12 protein-coding genes are annotated in these 15,515 nt (G+C 67.0%); 1 reads left to right on the top strand and 11 read right to left on the bottom strand.

The features are described 5' to 3' along the window. Nucleotides 1-44: 44 nt before the first annotated feature. Nucleotides 45-2,822, bottom strand: coding sequence for a preprotein translocase subunit SecA (gene secA, locus ACZ5MJ_RS01275; RefSeq protein WP_464221775.1), 2,778 nt, complete (start codon nucleotides 2,820-2,822; stop codon nucleotides 45-47). A 277-nt stretch (nucleotides 2,823-3,099) separates the two neighbouring features. On the opposite strand from secA, the gene ACZ5MJ_RS01270 reads away from it, so the two are divergent. After that, complete coding sequence (locus ACZ5MJ_RS01270) at nucleotides 3,100-3,603, top strand: DciA family protein (RefSeq protein WP_464221773.1); 504 nt, start codon at nucleotides 3,100-3,102, stop codon at nucleotides 3,601-3,603. A gap of 67 nt (nucleotides 3,604-3,670) precedes the next feature. Here ACZ5MJ_RS01270 and lpxC read toward each other — a convergent pair whose 3' ends face one another. The 10 genes from lpxC to murD form a co-directional block, all read right to left on the bottom strand. Next, on the bottom strand, nucleotides 3,671-4,588 hold the full coding sequence (lpxC, locus tag ACZ5MJ_RS01265; RefSeq protein ID WP_464221771.1) for a UDP-3-O-acyl-N-acetylglucosamine deacetylase: 918 nt from the start codon (nucleotides 4,586-4,588) through the stop codon (nucleotides 3,671-3,673). Between the two features lie 152 nt (nucleotides 4,589-4,740). After that, nucleotides 4,741-5,247: a redoxin family protein gene (locus ACZ5MJ_RS01260; protein ID WP_464221770.1), complete on the bottom strand. Its 507-nt coding sequence runs from the start codon at nucleotides 5,245-5,247 to the stop codon at nucleotides 4,741-4,743. Nucleotides 5,248-5,693: 446 nt separating this feature from the next. Next, complete coding sequence (gene ftsZ / locus ACZ5MJ_RS01255) at nucleotides 5,694-6,887, bottom strand: cell division protein FtsZ (protein ID WP_464221769.1); 1,194 nt, start codon at nucleotides 6,885-6,887, stop codon at nucleotides 5,694-5,696. A gap of 180 nt (nucleotides 6,888-7,067) precedes the next feature. Beyond that, complete coding sequence (gene ftsA / locus ACZ5MJ_RS01250) at nucleotides 7,068-8,300, bottom strand: cell division protein FtsA (RefSeq protein ID WP_012353950.1); 1,233 nt, start codon at nucleotides 8,298-8,300, stop codon at nucleotides 7,068-7,070. Continuing rightward, nucleotides 8,297-9,217 carry a cell division protein FtsQ/DivIB gene (locus ACZ5MJ_RS01245; protein ID WP_464221766.1) on the bottom strand — a complete coding sequence of 307 codons (921 nt, stop codon included), beginning with the start codon at nucleotides 9,215-9,217 and terminating at the stop codon, nucleotides 8,297-8,299. The genes ftsA and ACZ5MJ_RS01245 overlap by 4 nt, the downstream gene beginning before the upstream one ends. A 27-nt stretch (nucleotides 9,218-9,244) precedes the next feature. Next, complete coding sequence (locus ACZ5MJ_RS01240; RefSeq protein ID WP_464221765.1) at nucleotides 9,245-10,228, bottom strand: D-alanine--D-alanine ligase; 984 nt, start codon at nucleotides 10,226-10,228, stop codon at nucleotides 9,245-9,247. Continuing rightward, a complete protein-coding gene (murC, locus tag ACZ5MJ_RS01235) occupies nucleotides 10,225-11,652 on the bottom strand; it encodes a UDP-N-acetylmuramate--L-alanine ligase (RefSeq protein WP_464221764.1) in 1,428 nt (475 codons plus the stop codon). The genes ACZ5MJ_RS01240 and murC overlap by 4 nt, the downstream gene beginning before the upstream one ends. A 22-nt stretch (nucleotides 11,653-11,674) precedes the next feature. Beyond that, nucleotides 11,675-12,745: an undecaprenyldiphospho-muramoylpentapeptide beta-N-acetylglucosaminyltransferase gene (gene murG, locus ACZ5MJ_RS01230; RefSeq protein ID WP_464221762.1), complete on the bottom strand. Its 1,071-nt coding sequence runs from the start codon at nucleotides 12,743-12,745 to the stop codon at nucleotides 11,675-11,677. Next, nucleotides 12,742-13,983: a putative lipid II flippase FtsW gene (ftsW, locus tag ACZ5MJ_RS01225; protein WP_464221760.1), complete on the bottom strand. Its 1,242-nt coding sequence runs from the start codon at nucleotides 13,981-13,983 to the stop codon at nucleotides 12,742-12,744. Before ftsW ends, murG begins: the two co-directional genes overlap by 4 nt. Next, on the bottom strand, nucleotides 13,980-15,503 hold the full coding sequence (gene murD, locus ACZ5MJ_RS01220; protein ID WP_464221759.1) for a UDP-N-acetylmuramoyl-L-alanine--D-glutamate ligase: 1,524 nt from the start codon (nucleotides 15,501-15,503) through the stop codon (nucleotides 13,980-13,982). The genes ftsW and murD overlap by 4 nt, the downstream gene beginning before the upstream one ends. Nucleotides 15,504-15,515 lie beyond the last annotated feature (12 nt).

The following is a 15,515-nucleotide window of genomic DNA, read 5'->3' as shown; positions in this document are numbered from 1 at the left end:
ATCACGCCCCGTGCGACGGGCGCAACGTCATAGCAGTGCGCGGCTCAGCTGAGCTTGCCGTGGCACTGCTTGAACTTCTTGCCCGAGCCGCACGGGCACGGGTCGTTGCGGCCGACTTTGGGCATCTCTGCCAGCGCCAGCTCGGCGGCGGCCATGGCCATACCGGTGCGCGGCGACGGCGCTTCTTCCACCGGCTCGCGCCCTTCGGCGAACTCGTCGTGCTTGTACTGCACGTTCTCCAGGTGCGACAGGCCTTCCTCGATCTCTTCCGAAGCCTGCTCCAGCTCTTCCGGCGACTGGATCTGCACGTTGAAGGTCACGCGCGTGACTTCGTTCTTGATCAGGTCCAGCAGGCGCGCGAACAGCTCGAACGACTCGCGCTTGTATTCCTGCTTGGGATCCTTCTGCGCATAGCCGCGCAGGTGGATGCCCTGGCGCAGGTGGTCCAGCGCGGCCAGGTGCTCGCGCCAGTGCGTGTCGATGCTCTGCAGCATGACCGAGCGCTCGAAGCCGGCGAACGACTCGCGGCCGACCTGCGCGACCTTGCTGTCGTAGCGCTCCGCGGCCGCCTTCATGATCAGGTCGAGCAGCGCTTCGTCCTCGATGCTCTGCGCGCCCTCGATGGTCTTCGCCAGCGGCACTTCCAGGCCCCAGTCCTCGCGCAGGCGCGTTTCCAGGCCGGCGATGTTCCACTGCTCTTCCATGGTGTCGGCCGGCACGTGGTCGCGGAACAGCTCGACGATCACGCTCTCGCGCAGGTTGCCCACCATCTCGCCGACATCCTGGGCTTCCAGCACGTCGTTGCGCAGCTTGTAGATTTCCTTGCGCTGGTCGTTGGCGACGTCGTCGTATTGCAGCAGCTGCTTGCGGATATCGAAGTTGCGGCCTTCGACCTTGCGCTGCGCCGATTCGATCGAGCGCGTGACGATGCCGGCTTCGATCGGCTCGCCCTCGGGCATCTTCAGGCGTTCCATGATGGCGCGCACACGGTCGCCCGCGAAGATGCGCAGCAGCTGGTCATCCAGCGACAGGTAGAAGCGCGACGAACCCGGGTCGCCCTGGCGGCCGGCACGGCCGCGCAGCTGGTTGTCGATCCGGCGCGACTCATGGCGCTCGGTGCCGACGATATGCAGGCCGCCGGCAGCCTTGACCTGCTCGTGCAGCGACTGCCACTCATCCTCGAGCTGCTTGATGCGCGCGGCCTTCTCGGCGTCGGACAGGTTCGGGTCCGCCTCGATAAAGCCGGACTGCTTCTCCACATTGCCGCCCAGCACGATGTCGGTACCGCGGCCGGCCATGTTGGTGGCAATGGTGATCATCTTGGGGCGGCCGGCCTGGGCCACGATCTCGGCTTCGCGCGCGTGCTGCTTGGCGTTGAGCACCTGGTGCGGCAGCTTCTCGCGGTCGAGCAGGCCCGACAGGTATTCCGAGGTCTCGATCGAGGTGGTGCCCACCAGCACCGGCTGGCCACGCTCGTGGCAGTCGCGGATATCGCGCACCACGGCGTCGTAGCGCTCCTTGCCGGTCTTGTAGATCTGGTCCTGCTGGTCCTTGCGCTGGGCCGGGCGGTTGGTCGGGATCACCACCACTTCCAGGCCGTAGATCTCCTGGAACTCATACGCTTCGGTGTCAGCCGTGCCGGTCATGCCGGCCAGCTTGCTGTACATGCGGAAGTAGTTCTGGAAGGTGATCGTCGCCAGCGTCTGGTTCTCTTGCTGGACGGTGACGCCTTCCTTGGCTTCCACGGCCTGGTGCAGGCCGTCGGACCAGCGGCGGCCGGTCATCAGGCGGCCGGTGAATTCATCGACGATCACGACTTCGTCGTTCTGCACCACGTAGTGCTGGTCGCGATGGAACAGGCTGTGTGCGCGCAGGGCGGCGTACAGGTGGTGCATCAGCGTGATGTTCTGCGGCGCGTAGAGCGACTCGCCTTCGCCGATCAGGCCCAGCTGCGACAGGATCTCTTCGGCCTTCTCGTGGCCAGCCTCGGTCAGGTAGACCTGGTGGCCCTTCTCGTCGACGTAGTAGTCGCCCGGCTTCTCGACGCCCGTGCCATCGGCCTTTTCCTCGCCGATCTGGCGCTCGAGCAGCTTGGGGATGCCGTTCATGCGCTGGTACAGGTCGGTCTGGTTCTCGGCCTGGCCGGAGATGATCAGCGGGGTGCGGGCCTCGTCGATCAGGATCGAGTCCACTTCGTCGACGATGGCGTAGTTCAGCGGGCGCTGCACGCGCTGCGACGGGTCGTAGACCATGTTGTCGCGCAGGTAGTCGAAGCCGAACTCGTTGTTGGTGCCGTAGGTGATGTCCGAGTTGTACGCCGCCTGCTTGGCGTCGTGCGGCATCTGCGACAGGTTCACGCCCACCGACAGGCCCAGGAAGTTGTACAGCCGGCCCATCCACTCGGCATCGCGCTGCGCCAGGTAGTCGTTGACGGTGACCACGTGCACGCCCTTGCCGGTAATGGCATTCAGGTACACGGCCAGCGTCGCGGTCAGCGTCTTGCCCTCGCCGGTGCGCATTTCGGCGATCTTGTTGTCGTTCAGCACCATGCCGCCGATCAGCTGCACGTCGAAGTGGCGCATCTTCATGACGCGCTTGCTGGCCTCGCGGCAGACGGCGAAGGCCTCGGGCAGCAGCGCCTCGAGCGATTCACCGCCGGCGTGGCGCTGCCGGAAGGTCTCCGTCATGCCGCGCAGTTCGTCGTCCGAAATTTGTTCGAACTTCGGCTCCAGCGCATTGATCTGCACCACCGTGCGGCGATATTGCTTGATCAGCCGCTCATTGCGGCTGCCGAAGACTTTCTTGAGAAGGCCCGTGATCATCGATTGCTTTCACCTGCGCGGAACCGGGCTGGCATCCCCAGGGAGGGCGGGCTGCTCTGGCGACCGGGCGCGGTAATGGATAGATTGGCGCAAAACGCCGAGTTTATCATGTGCCGGGGTCACGGCCGGCTGGGTGCGGGCCGTGTTGCACAGTTGCCTCCGCACCCGCCTGAAGATTGTCCCCGGGGCTTGCCAGCCGCAGTTTGGGGTGATTGGGCCAGCTTCAATCCAGACATGGCCGCCATGCGCACGCGCCGCCCCTTGCTAGAATGGAAGGATGCGCCGCTTCACCCACCACGCCCTGCAAACCCCCGCCGCCAAGCCGCTCAACGACTGGCTGGCCAAGGCCGGCCCGGTTTCGGCCCTGATGCAGACCGCGCGCCAGCTGTCGGTGCTGGAGGCCGAGGTGCTGGCCCTGCTGCCCGCCGGCATGCGCGCTGGCCTGGCCGTGGCCGGCGTCAAGCGCGATCCGGGCGACCCGAACGGGCAGGTACTGCTGTTGCTTGCCGCCCATGGCGCAGCCGCGGCGAGGGTGCGCCAGATCGTGCCGACGCTGCTCGGGCGGCTGCAGCAGCGCGGCTCGCCGGTCACCTCGATCCGGGTGCGGGTACAGCCGGAGGTGCAGCGCCACTCGGACTGGGAAGTGGAGCCGGTGGCACGTCCGCGCACCAGCGGCCGCATGACGCCCACGGGGCTGGCCAACCTCGACCAACTCGCGCGCAGCCTGCCGGACTCGCCGCTGCGCGACGCGCTCAATACCCTGCTGGCCCACCACCGCTGATGGCCTGCGTGCGCAAGAAAACAAAAAGCCGACCCGAAGGTCGGCTTTTTCATGCCTGCGCGGCGCCTCAGGCGAAGGCCGGCTGTGCCTGCGGCAGGAACGCGGCCGGAGCTGCCTCGATACGGTCAAAGGTGACCAGCTCGTAGGCTTCCTGGTCGGCCAGCAATGCACGCAGCAGCTGGTTGTTCAGGCCGTGGCCCGACTTGTTCGCCACATAGGCGCCGATCAGCGGATGGCCCACCACATACAGGTCGCCGATCGCATCCAGGATCTTGTGGCGCACGAACTCGTCGCCGTAGCGCAGCTCTTCGTTGTTGAGCATGCGGTGCTCGTCCAGCACGATCGCGTTGTCCAGGCTGCCGCCGCGCGCCAGGCCCATCTCGCGCAGAGCCTCGACCTCGTGCGCAAAGCCGAAGGTGCGGGCGCGGGCGATCTCGCGCACGTAGCTGGTATCGGCAAAGTCGATCGAGAAGGTCTGGCCGGTCTTGTCGACGGCCGGGTGGCGGAAGTCGATGGTGAACGACAGCTTGAAGCCGAAGAACGGCTCCAGCCGCGCCAGCTTGTCGCCCTCGCGCACTTCCACCGGCTTCTTGACGCGGATGAAGGTCTTCAGCGCATTCTGTTCTTCGATGCCGGCCGACTGCAGCAGGAACACGAAGGACGCGGCGCTGCCGTCCATGATCGGGATTTCCTCGGCATCGACGTCGACATAGAGGTTGTCGATGCCCAGGCCGGCGCAGGCCGACATCAGGTGCTCGACGGTCGAAACGCGCGCGCCATCCTTCTGCAGCACCGACGCCAGGCGCGTGTCGCCGATGGCCGACGCGGCCACGGGAATCTCGACGGCCTCGGGCAGGTCGACGCGGGTAAAGACGATACCGGTATCCGCCGGTGCGGGACGCAGGGTCAGCGTGACCTTGCGGCCCGAGTGCAGGCCGATGCCAACGGTCTTCACCAGGGATTTGATCGTGCGCTGTTTGAGCATGACAGCCTCAACTATTATTAAAATCTATCGTATGGCTTTTCTGATTAATGGATTTTACCACCACCGGAGGAGCGTTGCAGCCGGTTTTGTTTCCGGCTGTTAACACTATATTAATAAGTTACGTATTATCCACGTTTACCCGGGTGACTGTGTCAGCCGCGCAACGCTGCCAGCACCGCCTCGGCGCTGCTGACGCGGAATTCACCGGGCGCCTCGACGTCCAGCCGGGTGACGACGCCGTCATCGATCACCATCGCGTAACGCTTGGAGCGCACGCCCATGCCGCGCCCGGTCAGGTCCTGGTCCAGGCCCAGCGCGCGGGTCCACTCCGCGCTGCCGTCGGCCATCATGCGCACCGTGCCGGCGGCATGCTGCTCACGGCCCCAGGCGCCCATCACAAAGGCGTCGTTGACCGATACGCACCAGACTTCGTCGACGCCGGCTTCGCGCAGCGCGGCGGCATGCTGTACAAAGCCCGGCACATGCCTGGCCGAGCAGGTCGGGGTAAAGGCGCCAGGCAGGCCAAACACCACGATCTTGCGGCCGCGGACCAGGTCCGCCACCTTGAAGGCATTGGGGCCGAGCGCGCAGCCGTTGCCTTCGGTATCGAAGAATTCCTGCAGCGTGGCGTCGGGGACGCGGGAACCGACAGTGATCATGGGTCGTGCTCTCCTGGGTTTTCTGAAGAATAGTCCGGATGCCGGGGTGCGGAGTCGCGCCCCGGCGCAGGGCAACCCCAGGATCATAGGCTTCCTGCCGGCGTTGCCAAAGCCGGATCACATCCGGTGACATCCGGCGCGAATCCGATACACGTTGCTACAAAGACGTCCGCGCGACGCACCTTTTGGGTGCGCCGCGCGGACGGTGATACATCCCGACCGGGAAGGCGGGAAACCAGTCCGGGGAGGCGGCCAGCGGCACGCCCGTCCCGGCGACGGGATGCGGGTGAAGCTCAGTCCGGCGCAGGCGCGGCGCCGCCGGCGGCCCGGCGGTTCACGTCAGTCCATGCAAGGCACGCGCGGATAGGGAGCACACGTGCATCGCGACAAGGCGACGCGTTCCGACAGGCGGCCGGTGGAGGCACCGATGCCGCGCCAGGCAGGGCTCAGTCTGCCTGCTTGCGCAGGAAGGCCGGGATATCGTACGTATCCACACCCTTCTCCTGCAGCGCCGCGACGTGGGCCGATGCCGACTCACGCGAGCTGCGCCACACTGCCGGCGTATCCAGGTTGCTGTAGTCCGGCGAGCTGTGCGTGGCCGCGGCGGCGGTCATGCTGGCCATCATCTGCACCGGCATGTTGTCGGTACCGGTCTTGAGCAGGGTCATCGGCTGTTGCTTCTTGGCCGAGCGGCCCAGGCCCGTGGCCACCACCGTCACGCGCAGCGCATCGCTCATCGAATCGTCGTACACCGTACCGAAGATCACGGTCGCATCTTCCGCGGCGTAGCTGCGGATGGTGTTCATGACTTCCTTGGTTTCCGACAGCTTCAGCGAACGGCTGGCGGTGATGTTGACCAGCACGCCGCGCGCGCCGGACAGGTCGACGCCTTCCAGCAGCGGGCTGGCAACGGCCTGCTCGGCCGCCAGGCGGGCACGGTCCACGCCCGACACGGTGGCCGTCCCCATCATGGCCTTGCCCTGCTCGCCCATCACCGTCTTCACGTCTTCGAAGTCGACGTTCACCAGGCCGTCAACGTTGATGATCTCGGCAATGCCGGCCACCGCGTTGTGCAGCACGTCGTCGGCGCACTGGAAGCACTTGTCCATCTCGGCGTCGTCGCCCATCACTTCGAACAGCTTCTCGTTGAGCACCACGATCAGCGAGTCGACGCTCGATTCCAGCTCGCTGGAACCGTGCTCGGCCACCTTGGCGCGACGCGCGCCTTCGAAGTCGAACGGCTTGCTGACCACGCCCACGGTCAGGATGCCCATTTCCTTGGCAACCTGCGCCACGATCGGGGCCGCACCGGTACCGGTGCCGCCGCCCATGCCGGCAGTGATGAAGACCATGTGCGCGCCACGCAGGGAGTCGGCAATCTGCTCGCGCGCCTGATCCGCGCAGTTGCGGCCGACTTCCGGCTTGGCGCCGGCGCCCAGACCCGTGTTGCCCAGCTGCAGCACGCGCGAAGCGCTCGAGCGCTTCAGGGCCTGCGCGTCGGTGTTCATGCAGATGAATTCGACGCCTTGCACGCCGCGGCTGATCATGTGCTGCACGGCATTACCGCCCGCGCCGCCCACGCCGACCACTTTGATAATGGTGCCGTCCTGCACTTCCGTTTCGATCATGTCAAAGTCCATCACTGCCTCCGAGAAAAATCAGTCCCCAGACGATGCAGCCTCCCCGCCGCAACCCCTGGTTTCTGAACAAGAAACCAATAAAAAGAAAACCAGAAAACTTCCATTCAGCACACAGGCCTGTCCGGTAGACCGGTACGCCCGCGCGCCGTTGCATCGTCAGCGCGTCAATTTCCGCATTGATCAGAAATTGCCGACAAACCATTCCTTCATGCGGGTCCACACCTGCTTGACCGAGCCGCTCTGCACGGCCACCTTGCGTCCGCGCATGCGTTGCACGCGGCCTTCCAGCAGCAGGCCCATCACGGTCGCGTAGCGCGGGCTCTTCACCACCTCGTGCAGATTGCCGCGATACTCCGGCACACCCACGCGCACCGGCTTGAGGAAGATGTCCTCGCCCAGCTCGACCATGCCCGGCATCATCGCGGTGCCACCGGTGATGACCACACCGGACGACAGCAGTTCTTCATAGCCCGACTCGCGCACCACCTGGTGCACCAGCGAGTACAGCTCTTCGATCCGCGGCTCGATCACCGCGGCCAGCGCCTGGCGGCTGAGCGTGCGCGTGCCGCGGTCGCCCACGCCAGGCACTTCGATCATGTCTTCCGGGTCGGCGATCGCCTGCTTGGCGATGCCGTACTGGATCTTGATGTCCTCGGCATCGGGCGTCGGCGTGCGCAGCGCCATCGCAATGTCGTTGGTGATCTGGTCGCCGGCGATGGGGATCACGGCCGTATGGCGGATCGCGCCTTCGCTGAAGATGGCGATGTCGGTGGTGCCGCCGCCGATGTCGACCAGCACCACACCCAGCTCCTTCTCGTCCTCGGTCAGCACCGCCAGGCTGGAGGCCAGCGGCTGCAGGATCAGGTCGTGCACTTCCAGGCCGCAGCGGCGCACGCACTTGACGATATTCTGCGCGGCGCTGACCGCGCCGGTGACAATATGCACCTTCACTTCCAGGCGGATGCCGCTCATGCCGATGGGCTCGCGCACGTCTTCCTGGCCGTCGATGATGAATTCCTGCGTGAGGATGTGCAGGATCTGCTGGTCGGTCGGGATATTGACCGCCTTGGCGGTCTCGATCACGCGCGCCACGTCGGTCTGCGTGACCTCCTTGTCCTTGATCGCCACCATGCCGCTGGAGTTGAAGCTGCGGATGTGGCTGCCGGCGATGCCGGTGAAGACCTCCGAAATCTTGCAGTCGGCCATCAGTTCGGCCTCTTCCAGCGCCTTCTGGATGGACTGCACGGTGGCCTCGATATTGACCACGACCCCTTTCTTCAGACCCTTGGACTCTGACTGGCCCATCCCGATCACCTCGTAGCTGCCGTCGGGGCGCAGTTCTGCCACCACCGCCGCCACCTTCGAGGTGCCGATATCCAGACCGACCAACAGGTCCTTGTATTCCTTGCTCATCGGGTTTTCTCCGCGTTCTTGCTCTTCAGTCGCGTCGGATTGTTGTTGGAAGTACCTGAAACCGTTGCTGCCGCCGCCGGCTTGGCCGCGGCCGCTGCTTTCACTACCTTCACTGCCTTTTCGGCCCGGACCGCCGCCGCAACCTGCGCGTCGGTCAGGAAGCGGGCATTGGCGGCGCGGATGGCGAAGCCGTTGGGATAGCGCAGGTCGGCAGACTCGATCTGGCTGCCCCATTGCTGGGTGACCTGCGGCCAGGCCGCGACAAAGCGCCGGACCCGCTGGTCCATCGCCACGCGTTCCTCATCGTTCTGCTCGCGGCCCAGTTCGACCTCCATGCCGTTGGACAGCTTGGCGCGCCAGGCATAGCGGCCGGACAGCGCCACCGCCAGCGGCTCGGCCTTGAGCGGCTTGAACCACTGGCGCATGACCTCGAGCTTCTCGATCACGTCGCCCTCGCTGTCCGGCGGCCCGTCCAGCGCCAGCAGCTGTGCGTCTTCTTCCGCCTCGGCGGTGTTGGCGACAAAGACCTCGCCATAGGTATTGATCAGGCGACCGCTTTCGGGCGGGCCCCAGGTGCCCAGCGCCTCGTGTTCCTCAACCTCTACCGCCAGGCCGTTGGGCCACTCGCGCCGCACGCTGGCGCGCCGCACCCACGGCACCGACTCGAAGGCCTGCCGCGCCGCGTTCAGGTCCAGCGTGAAGAAATTGCCGGTCAGCTTGCCCAGCGCGCTGGCGCGCACGCTGGGCGCGTTCACGTGGCGCAGGGCGGCGCCGTCCATCGGGCCGATCTCCACATGGGTGATGGCGAACACCGGCCGCTGCGCCAGCCACAGCAGGCCTGCCGCGAGCGCCATCAGCACCACCAGCGCGTACAGCGCGGAGGCGATCAGGTTGAGCAGGCGTGCGTTATGCCACATGGTCCGGTGGGGTCCTGTTCGGTTGCGTTACTCGGGTTTCCAATGCTCGTTCGGATGCAGGTCCAGCGTTGCGGCAGCCACCACCTGCATGACGAAGTCCTCGTAGCTGATGCCGACCGCGCGCGCCGCCATCGGCACCAGCGAATGGCCGGTCATGCCGGGCGAGGTATTCATCTCGAGCAGGAAAGGCTTGCCGTCGGCGCGCAGCATCACATCGGCGCGCGCCCAGCCGCGGCAGCCAAGGACGCGGTAGGCCTGCACCGCCAGCGCCTGGACTTCGCGTTCGACTGCAGGGTCCAGGCCCGACGGGCACAAGTACTGGGTATCGTCAGTAAAGTACTTATTTTGATAGTCGTAGTTGGCTTCGGGCGCGACGATGCGGATGACGGGCAGCGCTTCGGCGGTGTCGCCCTCGCCCACGATCGGGCAGGTCAGCTCGGCGCCGTCGATAAAGGTCTCGGCGATGACGTCGTGGTCCAGCGCCGCGGCCTTCTCGAAGGCCGCGCGCATCTGGTCCGCCGCGGTGACCTTGGTCAGGCCGATCGACGAGCCCTCGCGCGCCGGCTTGACGATCAGCGGCAGGCCCAGGTCGGCGGCCACGGCGTCGAAGTCGGTGCCCGCATGCAGCATGGCAAAGCGCGGCGTGGCCAGATCGTGGGTCATCCACAGGCGCTTGGTGGCCTGCTTGTCCATGGCCATGGCCGAGGCCAGCACGCCGCTGCCGGTGTACGGCACGCCCAGCTGCTCGAGCAGGCCCTGGATGGTGCCGTCCTCGCCGTAGCGGCCATGCAGCGCGATAAAGACACGGTCAAAGCCGGCCGCGGCCAGCTCGGCCACGCCCTGCAGGCCCGGATCGAATCCATGCGCGTCCACGCCGCGCGAGAGCAGCGCGGCCAGCACGCCGTTGCCGGACATCAGCGAGATCTCGCGCTCGGCCGAGCGCCCGCCCAGCAGCACGCCGACCTTGCCCAGCGACCTGGGATCGATATTGGGATGGGCGACGAAGCTCATGCCTGGCTCCCTTGCTGCAGCGGTTGCTGGTGCGACACCAGTTGTCCGGGCACGCCTCCGATCGAGCCCGCGCCCATTGTCACGACCACATCGCCGGGCCGGACGGCATTCAGGATGGCCTGCGGCATGTCTTCCATCTGCTCCACGAAAACAGGTTCTACCTTGCCGGCCACGCGCAGCGCGCGGGTCAGCGCACGGCCGTCGGCGGCCACGATCGGGGCTTCGCCGGCGGCGTAGACCTCGGCCAGCAGCAGGGCATCGACGGTGCCCAGCACTTTGACGAAGTCCTCAAAGCAATCCCGCGTACGGGTAAAGCGGTGCGGCTGGAACGCCAGCACCAGGCGGCGCCCCGGGAACGCGCCGCGCGCGGCGGCCAGCGTGGCCGCCATCTCAACCGGGTGATGGCCGTAGTCGTCCACCAGGGTGAAGGTGCCGGCGCCGTCGGGCGTGGCCACCTCGCCGTAGCGCTGGAAGCGCCGGCCCACGCCGTGGAATTCGCGCAACGCCTTGACGATGGCGGCATCGGGGACTTCCAGCTCGGTGGCGATGGCGATCGCCGCCAGCGCGTTCTGCACGTTGTGCAGGCCGGGCAGGTTCAGCACGATCTCCAGCGGCGGCTCGGCATGGCCGTTGAGCTGGCGCCGCACGGTGAAATGCATCTGGCCGTCGACCGCGCGCGCGTCCACGGCGCGGATCTGCGCGTCTTCGGCAAAGCCGTAGCGCACCACCGGCTTGGACACGAACGGCAGGATCTCGCGCACGTTGGGGTCGTCCACGCACAGCACCGCGATGCCGTAGAACGGCAGCCGCTGGGTGAACTCGATGAACGCCTGCTTGAGCCGGGCAAAATCGTGCCCGTAGGTGTCCATGTGGTCGGCGTCGATATTGGTGATGACCTCCATGACCGGGAACAGGTTCAGGAACGATGCGTCCGACTCGTCGGCCTCGGCCACGATGAAGTCGCCCGTGCCCAGGCGCGCATTGGCGCCGGCCGAGTTCAGGCGGCCGCCGATCACGAAGGTCGGGTCCAGCCCGCCTTCAGCCAGCACCGACGCCACCAGGCTGGTGGTGGTGGTCTTGCCGTGCGTGCCGGCGATGGCCACGCCCTGCTTCAGGCGCATCAGCTCGGCCAGCATCACCGCGCGCGGCACCACCGGGATGCGCTTGCTGCGGGCGGCCAGCACTTCGGGGTTGTCGCCGCTGACCGCGGTCGACACCACCACGGCGTTGGCGCCGGTCACGTTGGCCGCGTCATGGCCGTGCATCACCGTGGCGCCCAGCGACGCCAGGCGCCGCGTGGCGGCATTGTTGCCCACGTCGGAGCCCGAGACCTTGTATCCCAGGTTCAGCAGGACCTCGGCGATGCCGCTCATGCCGGCCCCGCCGATGCCCACGAAGTGGATGTTCTTGACGATATGCTTCATTCGATTGCTGCTTGTATAGGCTTCAGTCCCTGGCCAGCTCGCTGCATACCTCGGCAACGCGCCGGGTAGCCTCTGGCCTGGCCAGTCCGCGCGCCAGGCGCGCCATGTCTTTCAGCTGCGGCCGGGTCAGGCTGGCGATGGTCCGCGCCAGGCCTTCGGCCGTCAGGTCTTTTTGCTGCACGAGCAGGGCCGCGCCCTGACCCGACAAAAACTTTGCGTTGGTGGTCTGGTGGTCGTCCACCGCGTGCGGGAACGGCACGAACAGCGCCGCCACGCCCGCCGCGGCCACTTCCGAGACCGTCATCGCGCCGGCGCGGCAGATCACCAGGTCCGCGTCGGCATAGGCCCTGGCCATGTCGTCGATAAACGGCAGCGTCTGCGCCGGCACCCGCGCGGCCGCATAGTTGGCGCGCAGCGTATCGATCTGCTTCGCGCCCGCCTGGTGCGTCACCACCGGGCGCTCGCCTTCAGGCAACAGCGCGATGGCCCTGGGCACCACCTCGTTGAGCGCCGCGGCGCCCAGGCTGCCGCCCACCACCAGGATGCGCAGCGGGCCGCCGCGCTGGTCGTAGCGCGCCTCGGGGGCGTCCAGGTGCGCCAGTTCCGCGCGCACCGGGTTGCCCGTCCATTCACCGCCGGGTAGAGCATCCGGGAATGCGCACAGCACGCGGTCGGCCACTTTGGCCAGCACCTTGTTGGCCAGGCCCGCGATCGAGTTCTGCTCGTGCAGCACCAGCGGGCGCCCCAGCAGCGAGGCCATCATCCCCGCCGGGAAGGTGATATAGCCGCCCATGCCAAGCACCACGCTCGGGCGCACCCGACGCAGCGCGACGATGCTCTGCCAGAACGCACGCAGCAGGTTCAGCGGCAGCAGGAACTTGGTCACCAGCCCCTTGCCGCGCAGTCCGCCGAACTGGATGAACTCCATCGGGATGCCGTGCCTGGGCACCAGCGTGGCTTCCATGCCGGTGCGATTGCCCAGCCACACCACTTTCCAGCCCTGCTCGCGCAGCGCCTGCGCGACCGCCAGCCCCGGGAACACATGTCCCCCGGTGCCGCCGGCCATCACGAGCAGGGTGCGCGGTTGGGTCATACCTTCCCTCCGCGCATCAGTACTCGATTCTCGTAGTCAATGCGCAGCAGGATCGCCAGCGCCACGCAGTTCATCAGGATCCCCGAGCCGCCATAGCTGACCAGCGGCAGCGTCAGCCCCTTGGTCGGCAGCAGGCCCAGGTTCACGCCCATGTTGATAAAGGTCTGCCAGCCGATCCACACGCCGATGCCCTTGGCCACCAGGCCGGCAAAGGTGCGGTCCAGCTGCAGCGCGGTGCGGCCGATACCGAAGGAGCGGCGCACCAGCCAGTAGAACAGCACGATCACCACCAGCACGCCGATAAAGCCAAATTCCTCGCCGATCACCGCCAGAATGAAGTCGGTATGCGCTTCGGGCAGGTAGTGCAGCTTCTCGATACTGCCGCCCAGCCCCACGCCGGTCCACTCGCCGCGGCCGAAAGCGATCAGCGAGTGAGTCAGCTGGTAGGCCTTGCCCAGCGCGTTGTTCTCTTCCCATGGGTTCAGGTAGGCGAAGATCCGCTCGCGCCGCCAGGGGGAAGCGGTGATCAGCAGCGCGAACGCGCCCACCGCCACGCCGACCAGTCCGGCAAACAGCTTGCCGTTGATGCCGCCCAGGAACAGGATGCCCATCGCCACCGCGGCGATCACCAGGAACGCGCCCATGTCGGGTTCCAGCAGCAGCAGCATGCCCACCACCACCACCGCCACGCCCATCGGCAGGAAGCCCTTGGACACGGTCTGCATCCACTCCTGCTTGCGCACGGTGTAGTTGGCGGCATACAGCACCACCGCCAGCTTCATCAGCTCCGACGGCTGGAAGTTCATCACCCCCAGTGGAATCCAGCGCCGCGCGCCGTTCACGCCCTTGCCGATGAACGGCACCAGCACGATCACCAGCAGGACCAGCGCCACGATAAAGAGCTTGGGCGCATAGCGGTCCCACACCTTTACCGGGATCTGGAACGCGGCCAGCCCGACCGACAGCCCGATCAGGAGCGCGAACGCGTGCCGCAGCAGGAAGTGGCTTTCGCGGTAGTTGGCGTAGCGCGGCGAGTCCGGCAGCGCGATCGAGGCCGAATAGACCATCACCAGGCCGAGCGCGAGCAGCACGATCGAGACCCACAGCATGGGCTGGTCATACTCCATCATGCGCGAACGGGTCGGCTTGACGCCCGACACCGCGTCGCGCAGGCCACCCCAGGCATTGCCGATGGTGGCGCCGATAAAACCGCTGCGCTTGACCTGTGCGTCGCTCATGGCAGGATCCCCCGGGACAGGGCCAGTTCTTCCACCGCGCCGCGGAAGACCTCGGCGCGATGCACGTAGTTGCGGAACATGTCGAGGCTGGCGCACGCCGGCGACAGCAGCACCACATCGCCGGCTTCGGCCAGTTCGGCGGCCTTCGTCACGGCCTCTTCCAGCGTGGTGGCGTCGACCATGCTGGCGCCGCTGCCTTGCAGGGCCGCAGTCAGCACCTCGCGCAGCTCACCCGCCGCGCGGCCGATCAGCACCACCGCGCGCGCGTACTGCGCCACCGGCGCGGCCAGCGGCGAGAAGTCCTGGCCCTTGCCTTCGCCACCGGCGATCAGCACCACGCGCTTGTCCAGCCCCGACAGCGCGGCCACGGTAGCACCCACGTTGGTGCCCTTGCTGTCGTCGAAATACTCCACGTCGTCGATGGTGGCGACCCACTCGACTCGGTGCGGCTCGCCGCGGTACTCGCGCAGGCCGTGCAGCAGTGCGTTCATGGGCAGGTCGATGGCCCGGCACAGCGCCAGCGCGGCCATCGCGTTGGTGGCGTTGTGCATGCCGCGGATATGCAGCGCGTCGGCCGGCATCAGGCGCTTGTGGCGCACCGGCATGGCTTCCTGAGTCGCCTCGGCGGCCTTGCGGCGGCGCGGCTTGCCCTCCCCTTCCGCATCCGGATCGGGTTCGGCCAGCACCAGCCAGGGCATGCCGCCTTCGCGCAAGATGCCGAAGCTGCCGGGCGCTTCCGGCAGGTCGGTGCCGAAGGTCAGCAGGGTGCGCCCGGGGCGCGCCATGTCCAGGGTCAGGCGGTCGTTGCGGTTGAGCACCTGCACGCACTCGCTGCCAGCCGGCCCGAAAATGCGGGCCTTGGACGCGGCGTAGGCCTCCATCGAGCCATGCCAGTCCAGGTGGTCCTGGGTGACGTTGAGCACGGTCGCCGCGGCCGGCGCCAGCGTATGCGTGGTTTCCAGCTGGAAGCTGGACAGCTCCAGCACCCAGACGTCCGGCAGCGATGCCGAGGCGATGCAGGCTGACAGCTTGTCCAGCGCCGACGGGCTGATATTGCCCGCCACCGCCACGCTCTTGCCGGCGCGCTCCACCAGCCCGCCGGTCAGCGCGGTGGTGGTGGTCTTGCCGTTGGTGCCGGTGATGGCCAGGATCTTCGGCGCGTAGCCGGACTCGGCTTCCAGGTGGCGCAGCGCGCGCACGAACAGCTCGATCTCTCCCCACACCGGGATGCCGCGCGCCTGCGCCGCGGCCAGCAGCGCGCCGGTGCCGGCTTCCAGCGGCGACAGGCCGGGGCTGATCGCCACCAGGCCGATGCCGTCGAGCAGGCTTTCGGCAAACGGGCCGCCGACGAATTCGGCCGAGGTCAGCTCGGCCTGCAGGAAGACAAGGTTGGCGGGGGCCTCGCGCGTGTCGGCCACGCGCACCGCGCAGCCGTTCAGGCCACACCAGCGCGCCATGGCCAGCCCCGACTCACCGAGGCCCAGTACCAGCACATGAGGTTTCTGCAGCTCGCCAAACACTTCGATTTCCTG

This window comes from Cupriavidus sp. LA-1 (assembly GCF_055385985.1).
Note: the sequence above shows the minus strand (reverse complement) of the source record. Positions and strands in the feature narration are given on the sequence as shown.

Coding starts and splice junctions, on each gene's coding strand:
- secA (WP_464221775.1), bottom strand. CDS start 2,822: ATGATCACGGGCCTTCTCAAGAAAGTCTTCGGCAGCCGCAATGAGCGG.
- ACZ5MJ_RS01270 (WP_464221773.1), top strand. CDS start 3,100: ATGCGCCGCTTCACCCACCACGCCCTGCAAACCCCCGCCGCCAAGCCG.
- lpxC (WP_464221771.1), bottom strand. CDS start 4,588: ATGCTCAAACAGCGCACGATCAAATCCCTGGTGAAGACCGTTGGCATC.
- ACZ5MJ_RS01260 (WP_464221770.1), bottom strand. CDS start 5,247: ATGATCACTGTCGGTTCCCGCGTCCCCGACGCCACGCTGCAGGAATTC.
- ftsZ (WP_464221769.1), bottom strand. CDS start 6,887: ATGGACTTTGACATGATCGAAACGGAAGTGCAGGACGGCACCATTATC.
- ftsA (WP_012353950.1), bottom strand. CDS start 8,300: ATGAGCAAGGAATACAAGGACCTGTTGGTCGGTCTGGATATCGGCACC.
- ACZ5MJ_RS01245 (WP_464221766.1), bottom strand. CDS start 9,217: ATGTGGCATAACGCACGCCTGCTCAACCTGATCGCCTCCGCGCTGTAC.
- ACZ5MJ_RS01240 (WP_464221765.1), bottom strand. CDS start 10,228: ATGAGCTTCGTCGCCCATCCCAATATCGATCCCAGGTCGCTGGGCAAG.
- murC (WP_464221764.1), bottom strand. CDS start 11,652: ATGAAGCATATCGTCAAGAACATCCACTTCGTGGGCATCGGCGGGGCC.
- murG (WP_464221762.1), bottom strand. CDS start 12,745: ATGACCCAACCGCGCACCCTGCTCGTGATGGCCGGCGGCACCGGGGGA.
- ftsW (WP_464221760.1), bottom strand. CDS start 13,983: ATGAGCGACGCACAGGTCAAGCGCAGCGGTTTTATCGGCGCCACCATC.